The organism is Rathayibacter sp. AY2B3 (assembly GCF_002931755.1).
Classification (GTDB): Bacteria; Actinomycetota; Actinomycetes; order Actinomycetales; family Microbacteriaceae; genus Rathayibacter.
In genome coordinates this window covers 15,040-30,056 of the sequence record NZ_PSUG01000027.1, presented here as the reverse complement: position 1 = coordinate 30,056, position 15,017 = coordinate 15,040, and the positions used below count along the sequence as shown (strand labels likewise).

The following is a 15,017-nucleotide window of genomic DNA, read 5'->3' as shown; positions in this document are numbered from 1 at the left end:
CCGAAGCGTGGCCCTTCCGGGCCCACCTTCCGCGTCGGATCCGCCGCCGGCCGCGAGGAGACGCTCAGCCTCCGCTGCCGGGGCCGTCCCCGGGGAACCCGTCCGCGAGGAGGCGGTCGAGGACGTCCGGCCAGTCGAGCAGGACGCCGATGTGGCCTCGACCGGGCCGGATCGTGAGCTCCGCGGCCGGGTGGAGGCGGCGCCCGACCCGGCGGGGATGCGGCGTCTCGTCGTAGGGTCGACGGGAGGGTCGGTGGGCCCTCGGACGGGAGGGGTCCGCATGTCGATCGACGAGGTGTCCGACGGGATCGAGGCGGCCGCCGCGCTGCCGCACGTGCGCTCCGGCGTCTCCGGCGCGACACCGTACGAGATCGCGCAGCGCTTCGCCGCGGGGGAGCTGACGCGGGAGCAGGCCGTCGACGAGCTCGGCCGCCGGCGCTACCGGCCCGGGTCGCCGAGCGACGGCTTCGACTGGACGACCCTCGACCCGGGGGAGTTCGAGGAGGTCCGCCGGGCCCTGTCCGATGGTCTGCTCGACGCCGCGATGTACGACGAGGTCCTCGACCGGTACAGCGGGCAGAGCTCCTCCGGCGATGGTGTGCCGAGCGCATGAGCGTCGGGCCGATGGACGTCGCCTTCACCGCTCCGATCGGCGTCGTCGTCAAGGGCGACCTCTGGTCGTGCGTCGAGGTGCCCGGCTCCGTCGAGCTGTTCGGCACGGGGAGGTCCGTGAGGGTGGTCGCCACCGTCGACGGCGAGCCGGTGACCGCGGGCCTGCTGCCGACCGGCGCCGGCGGCCACATGCTGTCGATCAGCGCGAAGCTGCGGAAGACGATCGGCAAGGACCTCGGCGACGTCGTCATCGTCCACCTGGCCGAGCGCCTGAGCTGAGCTCCGGAATCGGACGGAGACCCGTGGGCGGAGCGGAGAAGCCGGCCTGGGCGAATCCCGAGCCGGAGGTCCATCGGGCGCTCGCGCGGTGGGCGGCGGAGTGCGCGGAGCGCGCCCTCCCCGCGTTCGAGGAGTGGGATCCGAGCGATTCCTGGCTTCGGCGTGCACTCGACGTCCTCCTCGCCTGGGAGAGGGGCGAGGCGCCGATGACGGAGTGCCGCACAGCGGCCTTCGCGGCGCACGCCGCAGCCCGCACCGCGACGCAGGCGGGAGAGCCCGCCGCCACCGCTGCCGCGCGGGCGGCCGGTCAGGCCGCGGCCGTCGCGCACATGGCGGATCACTGCTCGCACGCCGCCGTGTACGCCGCGAAGGCGGTCGGACTCCGGGGGAGTGACGCCGACCGGGACGCGGAGCGGCGTCACCAGTGGGAGAGCCTCGACCCCGCGCTGCGCCCCCTCGGCTTCCCGAAGGGGCTGTGACTCCTCCGCACGAGAGCGACTCCACTCGGACCGCGACCGTCTGCCCGCAGGGGCGTCACTTCTCGGGCCGCACCACCAGCCCGACGCCGCCCCCGCGCCGTACGGGCTCGGCGACCGCGGTCATCCGCCCCGAGGGCTCGACCTCGATGGCCGCCACCGCGCCGATCTGCGCGGCCGACGTGAAGGTGTCGCCGGAGGGGACCAGCTGCTGGCCGAAGGGCGCGAGGTCGTCGGCGTACGCCTCGATGAACTCCGGCTCGGCCGAGGTGGTCGCCCCGTTGCGCTGGGAGGCGCGGGGAGCGGCCACCGCCTCCGGCAGCGTCATGCCGAGGTCGATGCGGTTGACCAGGGTCTGCAGGACCGTCGTGATGATCGTCGATCCGCCCGGCGAGCCGACGACGAACCGCACGTTCCCGCCGTCGAGCACGATCGTGGGCGACATCGACGAGCGCGGGCGCTTGCCCGGCTCGATCCGGTTCGGGTCCCCGTCGACGAAGGTGGGGGAGAAGTCGGTCATCTCGTTGTTGAGGAGGAAGCCGCGGCCGGGGACGGTCATCGCCGAGCCGCCGGTCTGCTCGATCGTCAGCGTGTAGGAGGCGGCGTTGCCCCACTTGTCCACGACGGAGAGGTGCGTCGTGGAGATGTTCTCGGTGTCCGACTCCTCCACGGCGGGGGCGGTCGAGCATCCGGAGCCGTCGAGAGCGCCGGGCGCGACCGGGCGGACGGAGGCGGTCGTCGGGTCGATCGTGCAGTCGCGCGAGTCCGCGAACTCCTGGCTGAGGAGCGTCTCGGTGGGCACGTCGACGAAGGCCGGGTCGCCGACGTAGGCGCCGCGATCAGCGAAGGCACGGGCGGACGCCTCGAGGTAGAGGTGCAGGGCGCTGCCGGTGTCCTCGGCCGCGAGGTCGTGGTTCTCGAGGATGTTCAGCGCCTCGCCGACCGCGATCCCTCCGGAGGAGGAGGGGGCCATGCCGTAGACGTCGAGTCCGCGGTAGGAGACGCGGGTGGGCGCCTGCTCGGCGACCGAGTAGGCCGCGAGGTCCGCGGCGGTCATCGTGCCGGCCGGAGCGGGGAGATTCGCGCCGTCCGCGAGCTTCGGGTGCTGCACCGTGTCGGCGATCTCGGCGGCCAGCGCGCCCTCGTAGAACGCGTCCGGCCCGTGGACGGCGATGGAGGTCAGAGTCTTCGCGAGGTCGAGGTTGCGGAACGTGCTGCCCACCTTCGGCGCGTCCCCGCCGGGGAGGAACAGCTTCGCGGTGTCGGGGAACGCCTGGAACCGCTCGAGGTTGTCGAGAGTCTGGTTGCGGAAGGTCTCGTCGACTCGGAAGCCCTTCGCCGCGAGCGCGATGGAGGGAGCCAGCACGACCGGGAGCGGCAGGGTTCCGAAGCTGTCGACCGCGGTGTCCCAGGTCGCCACGGTGCCGGGCACGCCGACCGCGACGCCGGACGAGACGAGGTCGGGCGTGAACGGGTAGGGAGCGCCCGTCGCGGGGTCCAGGAAGGCGTCCGAGGTGATGCCGGCCGGCGCGGTCTCGCGCCCGTCGATGGTGCTGACCTCGCCGGACGCCTTGTCGAAGTAGACGAAGTACCCGCCGCCGCCGACACCGGCGCTGTAGGGCTCGCTCACGCCGAGGGCGGCGGCTGTGGCGACCGCGGCGTCGGCAGCGTTGCCGCCGCGCTTCAGCACTTCCAGGCCCGCCCGGCTCGCGTTCGCGTCGACCGACGAGACCGCGCCGCCGTAGCCGACCGAGGTCGACGGCGAGACGATCGGCCCGCCGAGGTAGTCGACGATCCTCTCGGGTGTCACCCCTTTGTCCTTGAGGTACCCGGAGATCGGCCTGTCGAGAGCGGACGCCGGTGCGGCACCCGCCACTCCCACCGAGACGACCGCGACCAGCGCGATCGCGATCCTGCGGAGCACGGGTGTCGTGGCCATGGCGTTCCTCCATCGGAACTCAGTGGTGCGCGGTCGGCGATGCGGGTCCCCCCAACTTAGGGGTGCGATTCGCTGCGGCATAGGGGTGGAGGGTCGGGTCCGACCGTCGGCACGCGTTCCGCGGGGCGTTGCTCAGCCCGTGACTTCCCGCGTGCTCGAGTAGACACGTTGCTCGGGCCTCCCGCGCCTTTGCCCAAACAGTAAGAAAGATGCCTGAGGGGTGGATTCCGGCTGAGGCGTCCGGCGAATACCTCATCGAGACTAACCGTCAGAGAGACTTGTCCGAATGGCAGCATGGTCGACGAAAGCCGAGAAGGCGTCGCTCCCGCGAGGAGTGCTGCGGCCCCTTGCGACTGCGCCTGAGCGGCGTCGCAACGCGCCATTCTCTGGCAACCGTTGGAATTTCGGCACTCCCGATCTACAGTGAAGCGAGGCGCCTCGGAAATCCCTTACAAGGTTGAATCGAAGTGCAGTGCTGACGGTGAGGATCAATGATGATAGTGGTTGTTGTGTTGCGCGTCCTCGTCGGGGTCTTGATCGGTGTTGCGGGAGTCATCAAATACCGCGAAGGACGCGAACAACTCCGCTTGTCCATCGCCGCCTTCAAGGTGCTGCCGACGAAACTGCTGACTGCGACAACGTGTCTTCTCCCGCCTGTCGAGCTGGCTGTCGGAGTGGGCATCATCGCGAACCTCGGCTGGTTCTGGACTGTAAGCGGACTCGGATTGCTTACGACCTATACGGCCGCTATAGTCAGCGCGCTCATTCGCGGGATCGTCAACGATTGTGGTTGTTTCGGTGCTGTCCTGCGGCAACGATCGAGTCCTACTCTCGTCGCCAGAAACCTACTGTTCATCGTCATGTTGGCGCCGAGCTTGTGGCAGGAGCCTCGATCATATTCCGAGGCGTGGAGCCTCGCGATTGTCGCTGGCGTCGTAGCACTCGCTGGCTGGCGTCTCGCCGAAGCGAAGCGTGGAAAGACGGCTGCCCTCGTCCCGTGAGGCGGCCGTTCGAGTAGTCGACCCGGAAAACAATGGAGGAGAAGGGATTTTCTATCATGCGAATCAATAGAAGGACTATCTTCGGTGCTGGCGCGGGGGCCCTCATCGCGACTCTTTTTCCAGAGATCGCGCTTGCCGACGGCCGGGCTTCCCGATCGATCACATCGACGAAAAGCAACGAGGGGGAGTGGTTCTCCGATCTGACGCGCCCAGTTACGGACGACGAGCGTTCGGCCTACATGCAGTACTTCGAGGACGATCTGAGCGCGGCAGGAATCCGTTACGGCGGCTTCGCCGGTGATCCCATCAATATGTCGATAATCAGCGGTTCGACCGTCGTGCTCGCCTTGAGCACCACGCTCCTCGGGGACCGAGTCTATATTCGTCGCATACGTCTCTCAAGTTCGAGGCAAGTTTTGAAGTCGACCGTCACTGTTTTCGATGTCGATACGGCCGAGAACACGGCAACCATGTCTGCAATCGGAACGAACGCGTTGTCAGCGGTCACCCCAGCGAGCGCATTCGCGGCTTGTGGATCAGGCACGCACTCATGCCGGACCTGTACGACGTTCGACACTGGGAGGATCGTCACTTGTTGCGGGGGTTGTGTCTTCACGGGAAATGTCGTCGCTTTCACGGCGTGCGCCATGATCTTCTGCTCGTTATGCATGTCTCAGAATTGTCTTGGCTGGACCTACGCGTGTTGCTCTAACTGACTGATCCAGCAGAACGAGAAAGGGTTGCCTGCAATGGGCAGTGTGCGCTTGGACCACGATTCGGCGAGAAAGGTGCGGGTGGCTTCGCTCGCGGGCTTGGCGGGAACCCTCCTCTTGACGATCGGTTACCTCCGTCTGGGATCCCTTCCGGGCGACGGTGGAATCCTCCTCATGCTTGCAGTGCTATGGCTCCTATGGGTACCGACAAGCGTCGCCTCCTGCGCGATGAGGCCGACGGAGAAGTGGCTCGTGCCCATCAGGATCGCGCTGGGCTTGAGCTTCGGTGTCGCCGCCGCCGGATTCTACCTACTCGCCTGAGTGGCGAAAGCGTCCCCGTACGACCTGCCGCGCTTACGCGAAACCCCCAGGCAGAACCGAAGGCAGTCGGCGGCCGGGTGCGACTACCCGCTCGCGTCGCTCGCCGCTGGCGTCCTGCTCCAGCCTGCTCAATGCCGTATTCCCGCCGGGACGCTAGGCAGCGGGTCGGCCTCGGGAACCCGACCCGCGGGATCCTGCCGGGGACAAAAGCGCGATCAACGAGCGCGCCCGCAGACTCTGCCCGTCCTGCGCCGTGTCCACCCTCGTCATTGCCGGGTCATGATCGGTGGCGGGCGAAGTGACGAAGACGCGTTGGTGGCCGCCTGGACGCCGTCGGTAGAGGACTCGAATGCCATCCGGCCTCGCGCTGCAACTGTGGCCAGTACGGTGTCCACTGCCGAGTCCCCGAGGATGCGACTACGGCGGGGGGTAGGGGGTGCTCGGTCGAGCTCGCCGCCGTCGCTCAGTCCCGGCTCGGTGCTGACGGCCCGTCGGGGATGGCGGGCAGTGCGTCGGTCGGCGGTATCGCGAACCAGAAGACCCCGTCCGCGAGCCGCGCGCGTTCCAGGGGCGCGCCGAGGGGCTCGGCCGTGTTCAGCGCCGCATCGACTCCCGTCGAGACGGGATCGTCGTTCGCGGCGTGCGGTGGGAAGCGGAAGCGCTGACCGATCAGATGGTCGCCGTCGAGACGGCGCCGGTAGACGATGCAGACGCTGTTCGGGCTCTCGATCCAGGTCCGGACCACGTCCACCACGGAGGCGTAGTTCTCGAGGATCTCGTCCTCCAGGACCCTCTTGACGACGGCAGCCTCGGTCGAATCGTGCATGGGCGATCCCTCCTCGGGTGGCGGACCGAGGAACTCGGCCCGCCACGGACGGTAGCCGAACCATTTTCGGCAGGGCGGAGGAGGCGCGCTCGAGCTCCGGAGCGGCGCGCGCCCCTCCTGGCCGGCAGGCCTGCGTCGGTACTGCTGACGGAGTCGTCGGGGCTCCTGATCCGGCCCGCGTGTCGACTCGTCCGGCAGCCGCTCTTGACATGCGAGCGAAGTAAGTGTTCGATCAGTCACATGCCCACCCCCTCCTCCCGCTCCACCGCTGAGGCGCAGCGCGAGCGGATCACCGAGGCCGCGCTCCACGTCTTCGCGCGCACCGGGTACGCCGCGACCCCGATCACCGACGTCGCTGCCGAGGCCGGGGTCTCGCCCGCCTACGTCTTCCGCCTGTTCCCGGGCAAGCTCGGCGTCTTCGTCGCCGCGGTCGACCGCTGCTACGAGCAGGTGGCGTCCACGCTCGCGGCGGCGGGGGAGGCCTCGCTCTCCTCGGACCCGGCCGACCGGCTCGAGGCGATGACCGTCGCCTACATCGACCTGATCGCCGACCGCGACCTGATCATGCTGCAGTCGCAGGCGCAGAGCGCGTGCGAGGTCCCCGAGATCCGCGAGGCGGTGCGTCGCGGGATCTCCTCGGTCGTCCGGACCGTCACCGTCGTGTCCGGAGCCGACGGCCCGGCCGTGCAGCGCTTCATCGCCTACGGGCAGCTCTGCCACCTGATCGTGCAGACCGACCTCGGCGGCGTCGACTCCGAGTGGGCCCGCATCGTCTCCGCGGGCATCCGGCACCGCGACTGAGTCCGCGGTCCTCCCCTCTCCTCCTCCTCTTCGCCACTCTCCCCTTTTCACGCCCGCAGATGTGACTGTCCAGTCACTCACTACCACCCCCAGGAGCCCCTCGTGTCCAGCACCCTTCCCCGCACCACTACCCGCGTCGTCCTCCCCGGGATCGTCGAGCCGTCCGGACTGCTCCTCGAGCAGGCACCGGTCGAGCCGCCGACGGCCGGCGAGCTGCTCGTCGCCGTCGAGGCCACCGGCATCTCGTTCGCCGAAAAGTCGATGCGCCGAGGCCGCTACTTCGCCCAGCCGCCCTTCCCCTTCACGCCCGGTTACGACCTCGTCGGCCGGGTCCTCGCGGTCGGCCCCGGCGGCGACGCGTCGCTCGAGGGCCGCCGCGTCGCCGCCCTCACCAAGACCGGCGGCTGGACCGGCCACGCCCGCGTCGCCGCCCGCGACTGCGTCGTCGTCCCCGAGGACGTCGCGGCGGAGGACGCCGAGGCCGTCGTGGTCAACGGAGTGACGGCGTGGCAGATGCTGCACCGCTCGGCCCGGGTCTCCCGCGGCGACACGATCCTCCTGTTCGGCGCGAACGGCGGAGTCGGCGGCCTCGTGCACCGCCTCGCCCGCCTCGAGGGGATCCGCGTGATCGGCGCCGCCTCGCCCCGCCACCACGAGGCCCTCCGTGCGTCCGGAGTGGAGCCCGTCGACTACGCCGATCCGGACCTCGCTGCCCGCGTCCGCGGGCTCGCACCCGGCGGGGTCCAGGCCGTCTTCGACAACGTCGGCGGAGCGACGACGCGGCTGGCGTGGTCGCTGCTCGCGCCCGGCGGCACCCTCGTCGCCTACGCGATCGTCAGTGCGAGCACCGGCAGCATCTGGCCCCCGTTCCTCCGCCAGCTCGCGCGGATCCAGGCCTACCAGCTGGCCCCCAACGGCCGGCGCGCGGTCTTCTACGACCTCTGGGCGGGCCACTCGCTGCGGCCCGCGCGCTTCCGGGCGCGGCTCGAGGAGGACCTCAGCCGCGTGCTCGGACTCCTCGCCGACGGCACGCTCACGGCCAACATCGCCGCCCGCTTCCCGCTCACCGGGATCGTCGAGGCGATGGAGCTCGCCGAGTCCCGGACCCTCGACGGCAAGGTGATCCTCCTGCCGTGAGCCCGGGCCGCCCGGGCGGAGGGTTGTTCCGACGCGGAGGCGGTCGGGCGGCGAGCGGGGGAGAATGGCGCGGTGGACACGGGACTGGTCGAGGTGCTGAAGGCGCTGGGCAATCCCACGCGACTGCAGATCATGGAGTGGCTCCGCTCTCCCGAAGCGTCGTTCAGCGAGTACGAGCCGATCGCCGACCGCGCCGAGTTCGGGGTCTGCGTCACCCATCTCGCCGCGAAGAGCGGTCTGGCGCAGTCGACCATCTCGTCGTACATGGGATCCCTGGAGCGCGCGGGCCTCGTCCGATCCACGCGCGTCGGGAAGTACACGCACTACCGGCGGAGCGACGCCGACGTCGACGGGCTCCTCACGCGACTCGGAGCCTCGATCTAACGACGTATCGCGAATCATCGATATGATCGGCCGCATGACCGATGCTCCCGAGGCCGTCCCCGCTCGTCGCGCTCTGCTCGTCCACGCCCATCCCGAGGCACGGTCGTTCTCCTCCGCGCAGGCGGACGCGGTCCTCGAGCAGCTGAGGGCCGACGGCATGGAGGTCCGCCGGCTCGACCTGTACGCCGAGGGCCGGGACCCGGTTCTGCACCGCGACCAGTTCGCCCCCGGCTCCGGCTACTTCAAGCCGCAGGCGCAGCAGATGACCGCGGTCCTCGAGAAGACGCTCGGGGAGCCCGTCGCGAGCGATCTCGACGAGCTGCTGCAGGCGGATCTACTCGTGCTCTCGTTCCCGCTGTGGTGGTTCTCGATGCCGGCGATCCTGAAGGGCTGGATCGACCGCGTCTTCGTGATGGGCGCGACGTTCGGAGGCGAGCACGGCGTCTTCGCCGAGGGCGGCCTGCGCGGCAGGAGCGCCATGCTCCTGCTGACGACCGGCGGCGGCGAAGCGGCCTTCGCGCCCGGCGCCGCCGACGGATACGGCGATCTGCAGTCGTTCCTCTTCCACATCCATCGCGGGATGCTCGAGTTCGTCGGCTACGACGTCCTGCCCCCGGTGGTCACCTACGGTCCCGCCCGCCTCGACGCGGCCGGACGCGAGGACGCCCTGCGGCGCGCTCGAGCGGAAGCGTCCGCATCGACGGCCCGGCTGCGAGGCGCCTAGCCTCCGCCGCGCGCCGGGGCGGGAGTCAGCCGCCCGCCCGCAGCGCCGCCACGGGCTGCTGCAGGTCGGACGCGTGGTCCCGCTTCCACCGGCGGAACGCGGGAGTCTCCTTCGGGTCCTCGGACGCGGAGACGTACTCCACCACGGCCACCTCGAGGACGGTGGCGAACACGTCCTCGTCCGGCTCCGTCGACGTGCCGGCGACGGCGACCGTCGCGGTGTGACCGATGCCTGCTCGGGAGAGGGTGATCCTCCACAGCTCGATCGGACCGTCGGGCGTCCGGGTCGCGTCACCGGTCCTCGCGTGGACGACCTCGATGACGACTCCGCCCACCGTGCGCTGCATGGCCCGAGCGTACTCAGCGGATCCGCGCGTGGCCGAGTAGTCCTTCGCGGGGCGGCGCAGCGCTGCCGCGTCCGGCCGTCAGCCGAAGAGGAGCGCCGCGCCGATGACGATCGCGGTGAGCCCGAGGATCGCGAGGAGGACAGCGCCGCATTCGCTGACCGCGAACCAGGCGGCCCCGCGCCCCCCGAGCGTGGCGGGCTGCCTCACGGCCAGCACCCCGACGATCAGGCCGGCGATCGCCGTTCCCACGACGGCGACTCCGAGCATCAGCGCGCCCCAGCGGGCCCAGGTCGCGCCCGCTGCGAGGAACAGGAGAAGCAGGAGGAGCGCGATGCCGACGCCCAGGATGCGCGTCAGCATGAGCGCCGCGGCGGCTCGGCGGTTCTGGGCGGGGCGGACGAGACGCGTCCACTCCTGCTGCAGGGAGATCGCACTGCCCCAGGGGACGCGCGCCGAGACGGTCGACCACGACGAGCCGTCCCACCACCGCTCGAAGCCGGGCCGGTCGGGATCCGGAAGCCACGCGGGACCCGCGGGGCGGACGTCCGTGCGTGCGGGCTCGGCTGCAGTCATGAGCTCACCCTGGCAGAGCGTCGCGCCTGCTGTAGCGTCGATCATCGCGCGGGAGACGGGAGGGATTCCCGCCCTCACTCCCGCGACCGGCTCGCGTGCGCGCGGGCCTTCATCCGGTTGCCGCACGTCGCCATCGAGCACCACTTGGCGGTGCCGGGGCGGCTGCGGTCGAGGAGGAAGAGGTCGCACTCGTCGTTCGCGCAGGCGCGGAGGCGCCCGGGGAACCGGGCGTTCACCGCGGACCAGGCGAGGACCGACTCCACGGCGAGGCGATCGGACTCCGGGGCGTTCAGCTCCCACACGACGCCCTCGCCGGTGACGCGCGGGGTGCGCACGGCGTGCGCGACCAGGCCCGCGAGCTCCGCGACGGCCGCGGGCGCGCCCGAGCGCACGACGGCCTGGAGCGTCCGGCCACGTCCGGAAGAGGGCGCTCGGGCGGGCGTCCTTCGTCGGCCCCGCTCGGCTGATCCTGTTCACAACTCAGGAAGGATGAGGATCCGGCACCCGTTCCGCGCGGATCGCGGGGCCCTGGAGCAGATTCTTCCTGCGTTGTGAACACCGTCTGGACGAGGTCCGGCGTCGCCGATGCTCCGAAGCCCGGCTTCGACCTCCTCAGGACCCGAACCCGGCTCCCGTCGGCGCCTCGGCGTTCCGGATGACGGTGAGCAGGAGGTCGTTCAGCTGCCGGGCGGCGGGGGCGCTCAGGCCGACGTCGCTGAGGTCGTTGGTCGCGAGAGCGACCGCGCGCGCCGCGGTGAGGACGCGCTCCCCGTCAGCGGTCGTGCGGACGGGGGTGCGTCGGCCCTTCCCGCGGACTCCGACACGCTCGATCAGCCCTCGCCGCTCCATGCCGTCGAGGACCTCGGACATCGTCTGCGGGCGGACGAAGACCGCGCGGGCGATCTCGGCCGAGGTCAGCTGCGCTCCGCCGGTGAGGCAGGAGAGGACGCCGAACTGCACCAGGCTCACGTCGTGCTCCGCGAGCCCGGCGGTGATGCGCGCGCCGATGATCCGCGCGACCTTGACCGCGTTCCAGCCGAGGACGGCCTCGAGTCCCTCGTCGTCGTCCACGCCGACATCCCTCCCGGGTAATTCAAAGAAACAGGAACCTGCTTCACGAGGTAGCCTGCAGGGACCTGCTTCTGCAGTCCCCTCCCTGGAGTGTGCACCACACCCCGGACCGCATCGATCCGACAGGACATCCCATGACCGGCACGCAGCTCCCCGACGACCGAGGCCGATGGGGCGCGGAGGACGAGCTCGGCACACTCACCCTCATCGACGACGCCGCCCGGCGACGTGCCGCGGAGCAGGTGAGGACCGGCCGCTGGGTCTCGCTCGCCCTCCCCGTGGCTCCCGCGTCGATGCTGGGCGGCCCTTTCGCGCCCGCCGCTCCGCCGTCGCCCCCGGTGCAGCAGGCGCTCCTCTACACCGGCACCCCTCCGATGGGCATGTCCGAGGTGCTGATCGTGACTCCGCACCACCCGGCGATGACCCACCTGGACGCGTTCGCGCACCTGCCCGTCGACGACGGAGTCGTCTACCCGGGCCGGCCTCTCGCCGAAGCCGTCACCGCCGGCGGAGTGATGCACGGATCCACCAGCTCGTTCGCCGAGGGCATCGTCACGCGCGGAGTCCTCCTCGACCTCGCGCCGCAGGGGAGGCTGCCGGCGGCGCACGCGATCGTCGCCGCCGACCTCGACGCGGCCGAGCGCCGAGGAGGCGTCCCCCTGCAGTCCGGCGACGCGCTCGTGGTCCGCAGCGGGTGGGGCTTCTCCTGGGACTCGGAGGAGCAGGCCCCCGGCATGACCGTCGACGCCGTGACCTGGATGCACGAGCGGGGTGTGGCGCTCTACGCGGGGGACGTCGGCGACAGCTTCCCCCCGCACGATCCCGAGATGCCGATGCCGATGCACAGGGTCGCGCTCGCCCGGCTGGGCATGCCCCTGATCGACAGCGCGGACGTCGAGCGGCTCGCCGTGGTCTGCGCCGAGCTGTCCCGCTGGTCGTTCCTGCTCAGCGTGGCCCCACCGCGCCTGCTCGGGCTCACCGGCGTTCCGGTCAATCCGATCGCCGTCTTCTGAGGTGCACCGCCGCCGCCCCGCGGATCGCCGCCGAGCCCCCCGCTCGCCTCTCAGCGGCTGAGGAGGGCGACGAGGTCGGTCGCGATGCGGTGCTCGACGTCGGCCGGGACGGGCTGCACGACGGCGTCGAGGTCCGCGGTGACGACCGCGGCGAGGCTCCGGGCCTGCAGGGTCAGGCCGAGGTCCATCGCCTGGATCGGATTCCCGCCGGCGGCGGTGAGGTTGATCATCCGGCCGTTCTCGAGGCGGATGATCTGCTTGCCGTTCTTCAGGCGGATGCCCTGCCGGCGCCGGCCGTCGGCGAACTCGGTGGTCGACTCCGTGGCGGCCGCGAGGGCGTCTTCGTCGATCTCCCACGGGAAGTGGCCGACACCGGCGATCACGGCGCCGTCGGCGAACGCGTCGATCTCCGCGGCGCCGATGACGCCGGGTGCTCCGGTGGCGGTGAAGACGAACTGCGCGTCCGAGAGGACGTCGGCGACGGGTCCGACGCGGTGGCCGCGGAGGATCGCCTGAAGCGAGCGGATCGGGTCGACGTCGGCGACGGAGACCCGCGCTCCGAGCTGGGCGAGGGTGTCGGCGACTCCGCGTCCGCACGGGCCGTAGCCGATGACCGCGGCGCGCGTGCCGGGGATCATGAGGTTCGTGGCGTTCATGAAGCCCTGGACGACGCTCTGGCCGACGCCGTACTCGTTCTCGACGATCAGCTTGAGGGGGGAGTCGTTGATGACGACGACGGGCCGGGGGAGGGTCGCGCTGCTCTCCCGCAGGCGGATGCCGCCGGTGGTGGTCTCCTCGGTGCCGCCGAGGTAGTGGTCCGGGACGCCGGAGTCGAGGAGCCGGAGGGTCAGGTCGGCGCCGTTGTCGAGGGTGAGGTCGGGGTCGTGCTCGAGCACCTTCTCGATGTTGCGGAGGTGCTCCGCCTCGCCGTCGCTCTGCTTCGTGTGGACGCGCACGCCGAGAGCGCGGAGGTCGTCGGCGACGTCGTCCTTCGTGGTTCCGGGAGAGCCCGTCAGAGCGATGTCCATCCCGGCCTCGACCAGGAGCGAGACGAGAGCGGCGGTCTTGGGCTCGACGTGGAGGCAGATCGCCAGCTTCTTCCCGGAGAGCACCGGAGCGAGCTCCTGGACCGCCTGCGCGGTGAGGGGCATGTGGTCCAGTGCCCAGCGGCTCGCCGGGTGGGAGAGGGAGGAGGAGGTCACCAGCGAAGGCTATCGGCGTCGTCGGGGCTCAGCAGGAGCGCTGAGGTGCGCCGGTGCTCGCCTTCGGCGGTCGCCGCGGCGCGAACGGCGCGCTCGACGCAGGAAGCACAGGAATGCCCCGATACCGAGAGCGGGCCCGACGGAGCGCCGACGCTACCCTGACGCCATGCGCCGCAGCCTCGACGACCGTCTCCGGAACCGCGACCGCGCCGGCTCCCCGGCCGTCGCGTCCACCTGATGGAGCGGCGACGGGCGGACCGCTCGGAGCCGGTGCGCGAGTTCCGGCCCTCGAGGGCCCGGCAGAAGAACGAGTCGAGGCGTCTGCGACCGGTCGCTGTCCTTCCCGCGCTGGTCCTGCTGGCGGGGAGCGTCTGGGGAGTCGTGGTCGCCGACGACCGCGGTGCGGCGCTGGCCGTCTACCTCGGGCTGTTCGGCTTCGCCACCGCGGTGGCTCTGGTGATCATCGGAGTCCTGGGGCTCCGCAACCGGCGGTTCCTCGCCACTGCGTCCCTCCGGATCTCGGACCGGGCGATCGAGTGCACGGACGCTCGAGGCAGGGTCGTGACCTTCGAGCGCGCCGACCCGTCGGTGAGGGCGCTGCTCGCGTGGGTGCCTGCCGGCCCGAACAGCGAGGGGATCCACCTGCCTCCCTCGCTCGTCCTGTTCCTGTCGGACGGTACCCGGTCGCTGCGGCTCCGCGGGGCGGACTGGGAGATCGAGGATCTGCGGGCCGTCGTCGCAGCCGTGGAGACGCCGCTCGTGCCGGCGGCTCGTGGAGTGCGCGCCGGTGGCCGGAGCGTGTGGGCGCGCCTGCTGGCCGGAGCCGCTCGCCGGCGGCAGATCGAGGCGCCGCCCGCCGCCGAGAAGACGTTGAGCCCCGCCGAGATCAACGAGCTGATCCCCGGGACGATGAGCGTCCGCGAGACCCGTCCGCTGACGTTCGCCCTCCTGATCGGATCCGGCTCGGTGGCTCTCGTGCTGGGCGTCGTCGTCGGGGTCGCCCTCGTGGTGCCCGGGTAGGGGAGGAGGTCGGCAGGCGTGCCGGGGACCGCTGAGCGGCAGACGCGTGCGACAGGCCGCCGTGCCCGACCGGTGACCTCGCCGGGTGATCCCGCTCGCGCCCTAGGCTCCGTGCATGACACTCACCCAGGACTCCGGCTGGATCTGGTTCGGACTCGCGATCGTCACCGCCGGTCTCGCCGAGCAGAAGGGCCGCTCGCGCTGGCGCTGGTTCGTGCTGGGGCTGCTCCTCGGGCCGATGGCGACGGCCCTGGTCGTGCTGTGGGCGCGTCCGGAGGGCGGAGTGGCCACGGACGTGCGCTGGAACTTCGCGATCGGCGCCGGCGTCGCCGCGGCGGCGCTCGTCCTCGTCGCCGTGACCTCGGCCCTCTGGCTGCTGCTCGTCCCGGCGGCGGTCGCGGCGCTCGCCGCCGGGCTGCTCGCCTGGCTGAGCCGCCGCGTCCCCTACGAGCGCCTGCCCCGCTGAGGACCGCTGCCTGGTCGAGCAACGGGGTCTCGAGATCCCGCGGAGTGGGCTCGCGGCCGCGTCACTCCTCGGATCGGATCGACGACCTCGCGCTGGTCGGCCGGGCGCGGCGT

The 15,017-nt window shown here is 71.1% G+C and carries 20 protein-coding genes; 12 read left to right on the top strand and 8 right to left on the bottom strand.

Features of this window, described 5'->3' with window-relative positions; translation table 11 throughout:
• The first annotated feature begins 280 nt into the window (after positions 1–280).
• The 3 genes from C5C24_RS10500 to C5C24_RS10490 are packed head-to-tail and all read left to right on the top strand — an operon-like array spanning position 281 to position 1,370.
• A complete protein-coding gene (locus C5C24_RS10500; protein WP_104275771.1) occupies positions 281–613 on the top strand; it encodes a hypothetical protein in 333 nt (110 codons plus the stop codon).
• On the top strand, positions 610–891 hold the full coding sequence (locus C5C24_RS10495; RefSeq protein WP_104304928.1) for a DUF1905 domain-containing protein: 282 nt from the start codon (positions 610–612) through the stop codon (positions 889–891). The genes C5C24_RS10500 and C5C24_RS10495 overlap by 4 nt, the downstream gene beginning before the upstream one ends.
• A 23-nt stretch (positions 892–914) precedes the next feature.
• A complete protein-coding gene (locus C5C24_RS10490) occupies positions 915–1,370 on the top strand; it encodes a putative immunity protein (protein ID WP_104304927.1) in 456 nt (151 codons plus the stop codon).
• 55 nt (positions 1,371–1,425) lie between these two features.
• Here the strand turns inward: C5C24_RS10490 and ggt are convergent, their stop codons facing one another.
• A complete protein-coding gene (gene ggt / locus C5C24_RS10485) occupies positions 1,426–3,306 on the bottom strand; it encodes a gamma-glutamyltransferase (RefSeq protein ID WP_104304926.1) in 1,881 nt (626 codons plus the stop codon).
• Between the two features lie 491 nt (positions 3,307–3,797).
• Here ggt and C5C24_RS10480 point away from each other — a divergent pair, with 491 nt between their 5' ends.
• Complete coding sequence (locus tag C5C24_RS10480) at positions 3,798–4,307, top strand: MauE/DoxX family redox-associated membrane protein (protein WP_104275774.1); 510 nt, start codon at positions 3,798–3,800, stop codon at positions 4,305–4,307.
• Between the two features lie 376 nt (positions 4,308–4,683).
• Here the strand turns inward: C5C24_RS10480 and C5C24_RS17665 are convergent, their stop codons facing one another.
• Positions 4,684–4,977: a hypothetical protein gene (locus C5C24_RS17665; protein ID WP_146082585.1), complete on the bottom strand. Its 294-nt coding sequence runs from the start codon at positions 4,975–4,977 to the stop codon at positions 4,684–4,686.
• Positions 4,978–5,101: 124 nt separating this feature from the next.
• On the opposite strand from C5C24_RS17665, the gene C5C24_RS10475 reads away from it, so the two are divergent.
• Complete coding sequence (locus C5C24_RS10475; protein WP_181135517.1) at positions 5,102–5,341, top strand: hypothetical protein; 240 nt, start codon at positions 5,102–5,104, stop codon at positions 5,339–5,341.
• Positions 5,342–5,804: 463 nt separating this feature from the next.
• Here C5C24_RS10475 and C5C24_RS10470 read toward each other — a convergent pair whose 3' ends face one another.
• Positions 5,805–6,167 carry a hypothetical protein gene (locus C5C24_RS10470; protein ID WP_104224922.1) on the bottom strand — a complete coding sequence of 121 codons (363 nt, stop codon included), beginning with the start codon at positions 6,165–6,167 and terminating at the stop codon, positions 5,805–5,807.
• Between the two features lie 240 nt (positions 6,168–6,407).
• On the opposite strand from C5C24_RS10470, the gene C5C24_RS10465 reads away from it, so the two are divergent.
• The 4 genes from C5C24_RS10465 (at position 6,408) to C5C24_RS10450 (ending at position 9,213) form a co-directional block, all read left to right on the top strand.
• Entirely contained in the window at positions 6,408–6,968 is a 561-nt protein-coding gene (locus C5C24_RS10465) for a TetR/AcrR family transcriptional regulator (protein ID WP_104275776.1), read from the top strand.
• Positions 6,969–7,070: 102 nt separating this feature from the next.
• Positions 7,071–8,105: a medium chain dehydrogenase/reductase family protein gene (locus tag C5C24_RS10460; RefSeq protein ID WP_104304924.1), complete on the top strand. Its 1,035-nt coding sequence runs from the start codon at positions 7,071–7,073 to the stop codon at positions 8,103–8,105.
• Positions 8,106–8,177: 72 nt separating this feature from the next.
• Positions 8,178–8,489 (top strand): helix-turn-helix transcriptional regulator, encoded by a 312-nt coding sequence (locus tag C5C24_RS10455; RefSeq protein ID WP_219812865.1) that lies wholly within the window; start codon positions 8,178–8,180, stop codon positions 8,487–8,489.
• A gap of 34 nt (positions 8,490–8,523) precedes the next feature.
• Positions 8,524–9,213: an NAD(P)H-dependent oxidoreductase gene (locus C5C24_RS10450; RefSeq protein ID WP_104281963.1), complete on the top strand. Its 690-nt coding sequence runs from the start codon at positions 8,524–8,526 to the stop codon at positions 9,211–9,213.
• Between the two features lie 25 nt (positions 9,214–9,238).
• On the opposite strand, the gene C5C24_RS10445 is transcribed toward C5C24_RS10450, so the two are convergent.
• The 4 genes from C5C24_RS10445 to C5C24_RS10430 all read right to left on the bottom strand — a co-directional run bounded on the left by C5C24_RS10445 (position 9,239) and on the right by C5C24_RS10430 (position 11,203).
• Positions 9,239–9,559, bottom strand: a complete 321-nt coding sequence (locus C5C24_RS10445) for a hypothetical protein (protein ID WP_104304923.1) — start codon at positions 9,557–9,559, stop codon at positions 9,239–9,241.
• Between the two features lie 78 nt (positions 9,560–9,637).
• Positions 9,638–10,132, bottom strand: coding sequence for a DUF2510 domain-containing protein (locus C5C24_RS10440; protein WP_181135516.1), 495 nt, complete (start codon positions 10,130–10,132; stop codon positions 9,638–9,640).
• Between the two features lie 74 nt (positions 10,133–10,206).
• Positions 10,207–10,524 (bottom strand): CGNR zinc finger domain-containing protein, encoded by a 318-nt coding sequence (locus C5C24_RS10435; RefSeq protein ID WP_104281937.1) that lies wholly within the window; start codon positions 10,522–10,524, stop codon positions 10,207–10,209.
• A gap of 220 nt (positions 10,525–10,744) precedes the next feature.
• On the bottom strand, positions 10,745–11,203 hold the full coding sequence (locus tag C5C24_RS10430; protein ID WP_104304921.1) for a MarR family winged helix-turn-helix transcriptional regulator: 459 nt from the start codon (positions 11,201–11,203) through the stop codon (positions 10,745–10,747).
• 134 nt (positions 11,204–11,337) lie between these two features.
• Here C5C24_RS10430 and C5C24_RS10425 point away from each other — a divergent pair, with 134 nt between their 5' ends.
• Positions 11,338–12,216 carry a cyclase family protein gene (locus C5C24_RS10425; RefSeq protein ID WP_104304920.1) on the top strand — a complete coding sequence of 293 codons (879 nt, stop codon included), beginning with the start codon at positions 11,338–11,340 and terminating at the stop codon, positions 12,214–12,216.
• A 50-nt stretch (positions 12,217–12,266) separates the two neighbouring features.
• Here C5C24_RS10425 and C5C24_RS10420 read toward each other — a convergent pair whose 3' ends face one another.
• Complete coding sequence (locus C5C24_RS10420; RefSeq protein WP_219812864.1) at positions 12,267–13,418, bottom strand: adenosylhomocysteinase; 1,152 nt, start codon at positions 13,416–13,418, stop codon at positions 12,267–12,269.
• A 237-nt stretch (positions 13,419–13,655) separates the two neighbouring features.
• Between C5C24_RS10420 and C5C24_RS10415 the strand changes: the two genes are divergently transcribed.
• Positions 13,656–14,438: a hypothetical protein gene (locus C5C24_RS10415; protein ID WP_146082584.1), complete on the top strand. Its 783-nt coding sequence runs from the start codon at positions 13,656–13,658 to the stop codon at positions 14,436–14,438.
• A 115-nt stretch (positions 14,439–14,553) separates the two neighbouring features.
• Entirely contained in the window at positions 14,554–14,904 is a 351-nt protein-coding gene (locus C5C24_RS10410; RefSeq protein ID WP_104304918.1) for a hypothetical protein, read from the top strand.
• Positions 14,905–15,017 lie beyond the last annotated feature (113 nt).

Excerpts from the sequence above, each read along its gene's own strand:
- ggt (WP_104304926.1), bottom strand. The coding sequence starts at position 3,306 with ATGGCCACGACACCCGTGCTCCGCAGGATCGCGATCGCGCTGGTCGCG.
- C5C24_RS10470 (WP_104224922.1), bottom strand. The coding sequence starts at position 6,167 with ATGCACGATTCGACCGAGGCTGCCGTCGTCAAGAGGGTCCTGGAGGAC.
- C5C24_RS10425 (WP_104304920.1), top strand. The coding sequence starts at position 11,338 with ATGACCGGCACGCAGCTCCCCGACGACCGAGGCCGATGGGGCGCGGAG.
- C5C24_RS10465 (WP_104275776.1), top strand. The coding sequence starts at position 6,408 with ATGCCCACCCCCTCCTCCCGCTCCACCGCTGAGGCGCAGCGCGAGCGG.
- C5C24_RS17665 (WP_146082585.1), bottom strand. The coding sequence starts at position 4,977 with ATGCATAACGAGCAGAAGATCATGGCGCACGCCGTGAAAGCGACGACA.
- C5C24_RS10445 (WP_104304923.1), bottom strand. The coding sequence starts at position 9,559 with ATGCAGCGCACGGTGGGCGGAGTCGTCATCGAGGTCGTCCACGCGAGG.
- C5C24_RS10440 (WP_181135516.1), bottom strand. The coding sequence starts at position 10,132 with ATGACTGCAGCCGAGCCCGCACGCACGGACGTCCGCCCCGCGGGTCCC.
- C5C24_RS10450 (WP_104281963.1), top strand. The coding sequence starts at position 8,524 with ATGACCGATGCTCCCGAGGCCGTCCCCGCTCGTCGCGCTCTGCTCGTC.
- C5C24_RS10480 (WP_104275774.1), top strand. The coding sequence starts at position 3,798 with ATGATGATAGTGGTTGTTGTGTTGCGCGTCCTCGTCGGGGTCTTGATC.
- C5C24_RS10495 (WP_104304928.1), top strand. The coding sequence starts at position 610 with ATGAGCGTCGGGCCGATGGACGTCGCCTTCACCGCTCCGATCGGCGTC.
- C5C24_RS10500 (WP_104275771.1), top strand. The coding sequence starts at position 281 with ATGTCGATCGACGAGGTGTCCGACGGGATCGAGGCGGCCGCCGCGCTG.
- C5C24_RS10415 (WP_146082584.1), top strand. The coding sequence starts at position 13,656 with ATGGAGCGGCGACGGGCGGACCGCTCGGAGCCGGTGCGCGAGTTCCGG.
- C5C24_RS10410 (WP_104304918.1), top strand. The coding sequence starts at position 14,554 with ATGACACTCACCCAGGACTCCGGCTGGATCTGGTTCGGACTCGCGATC.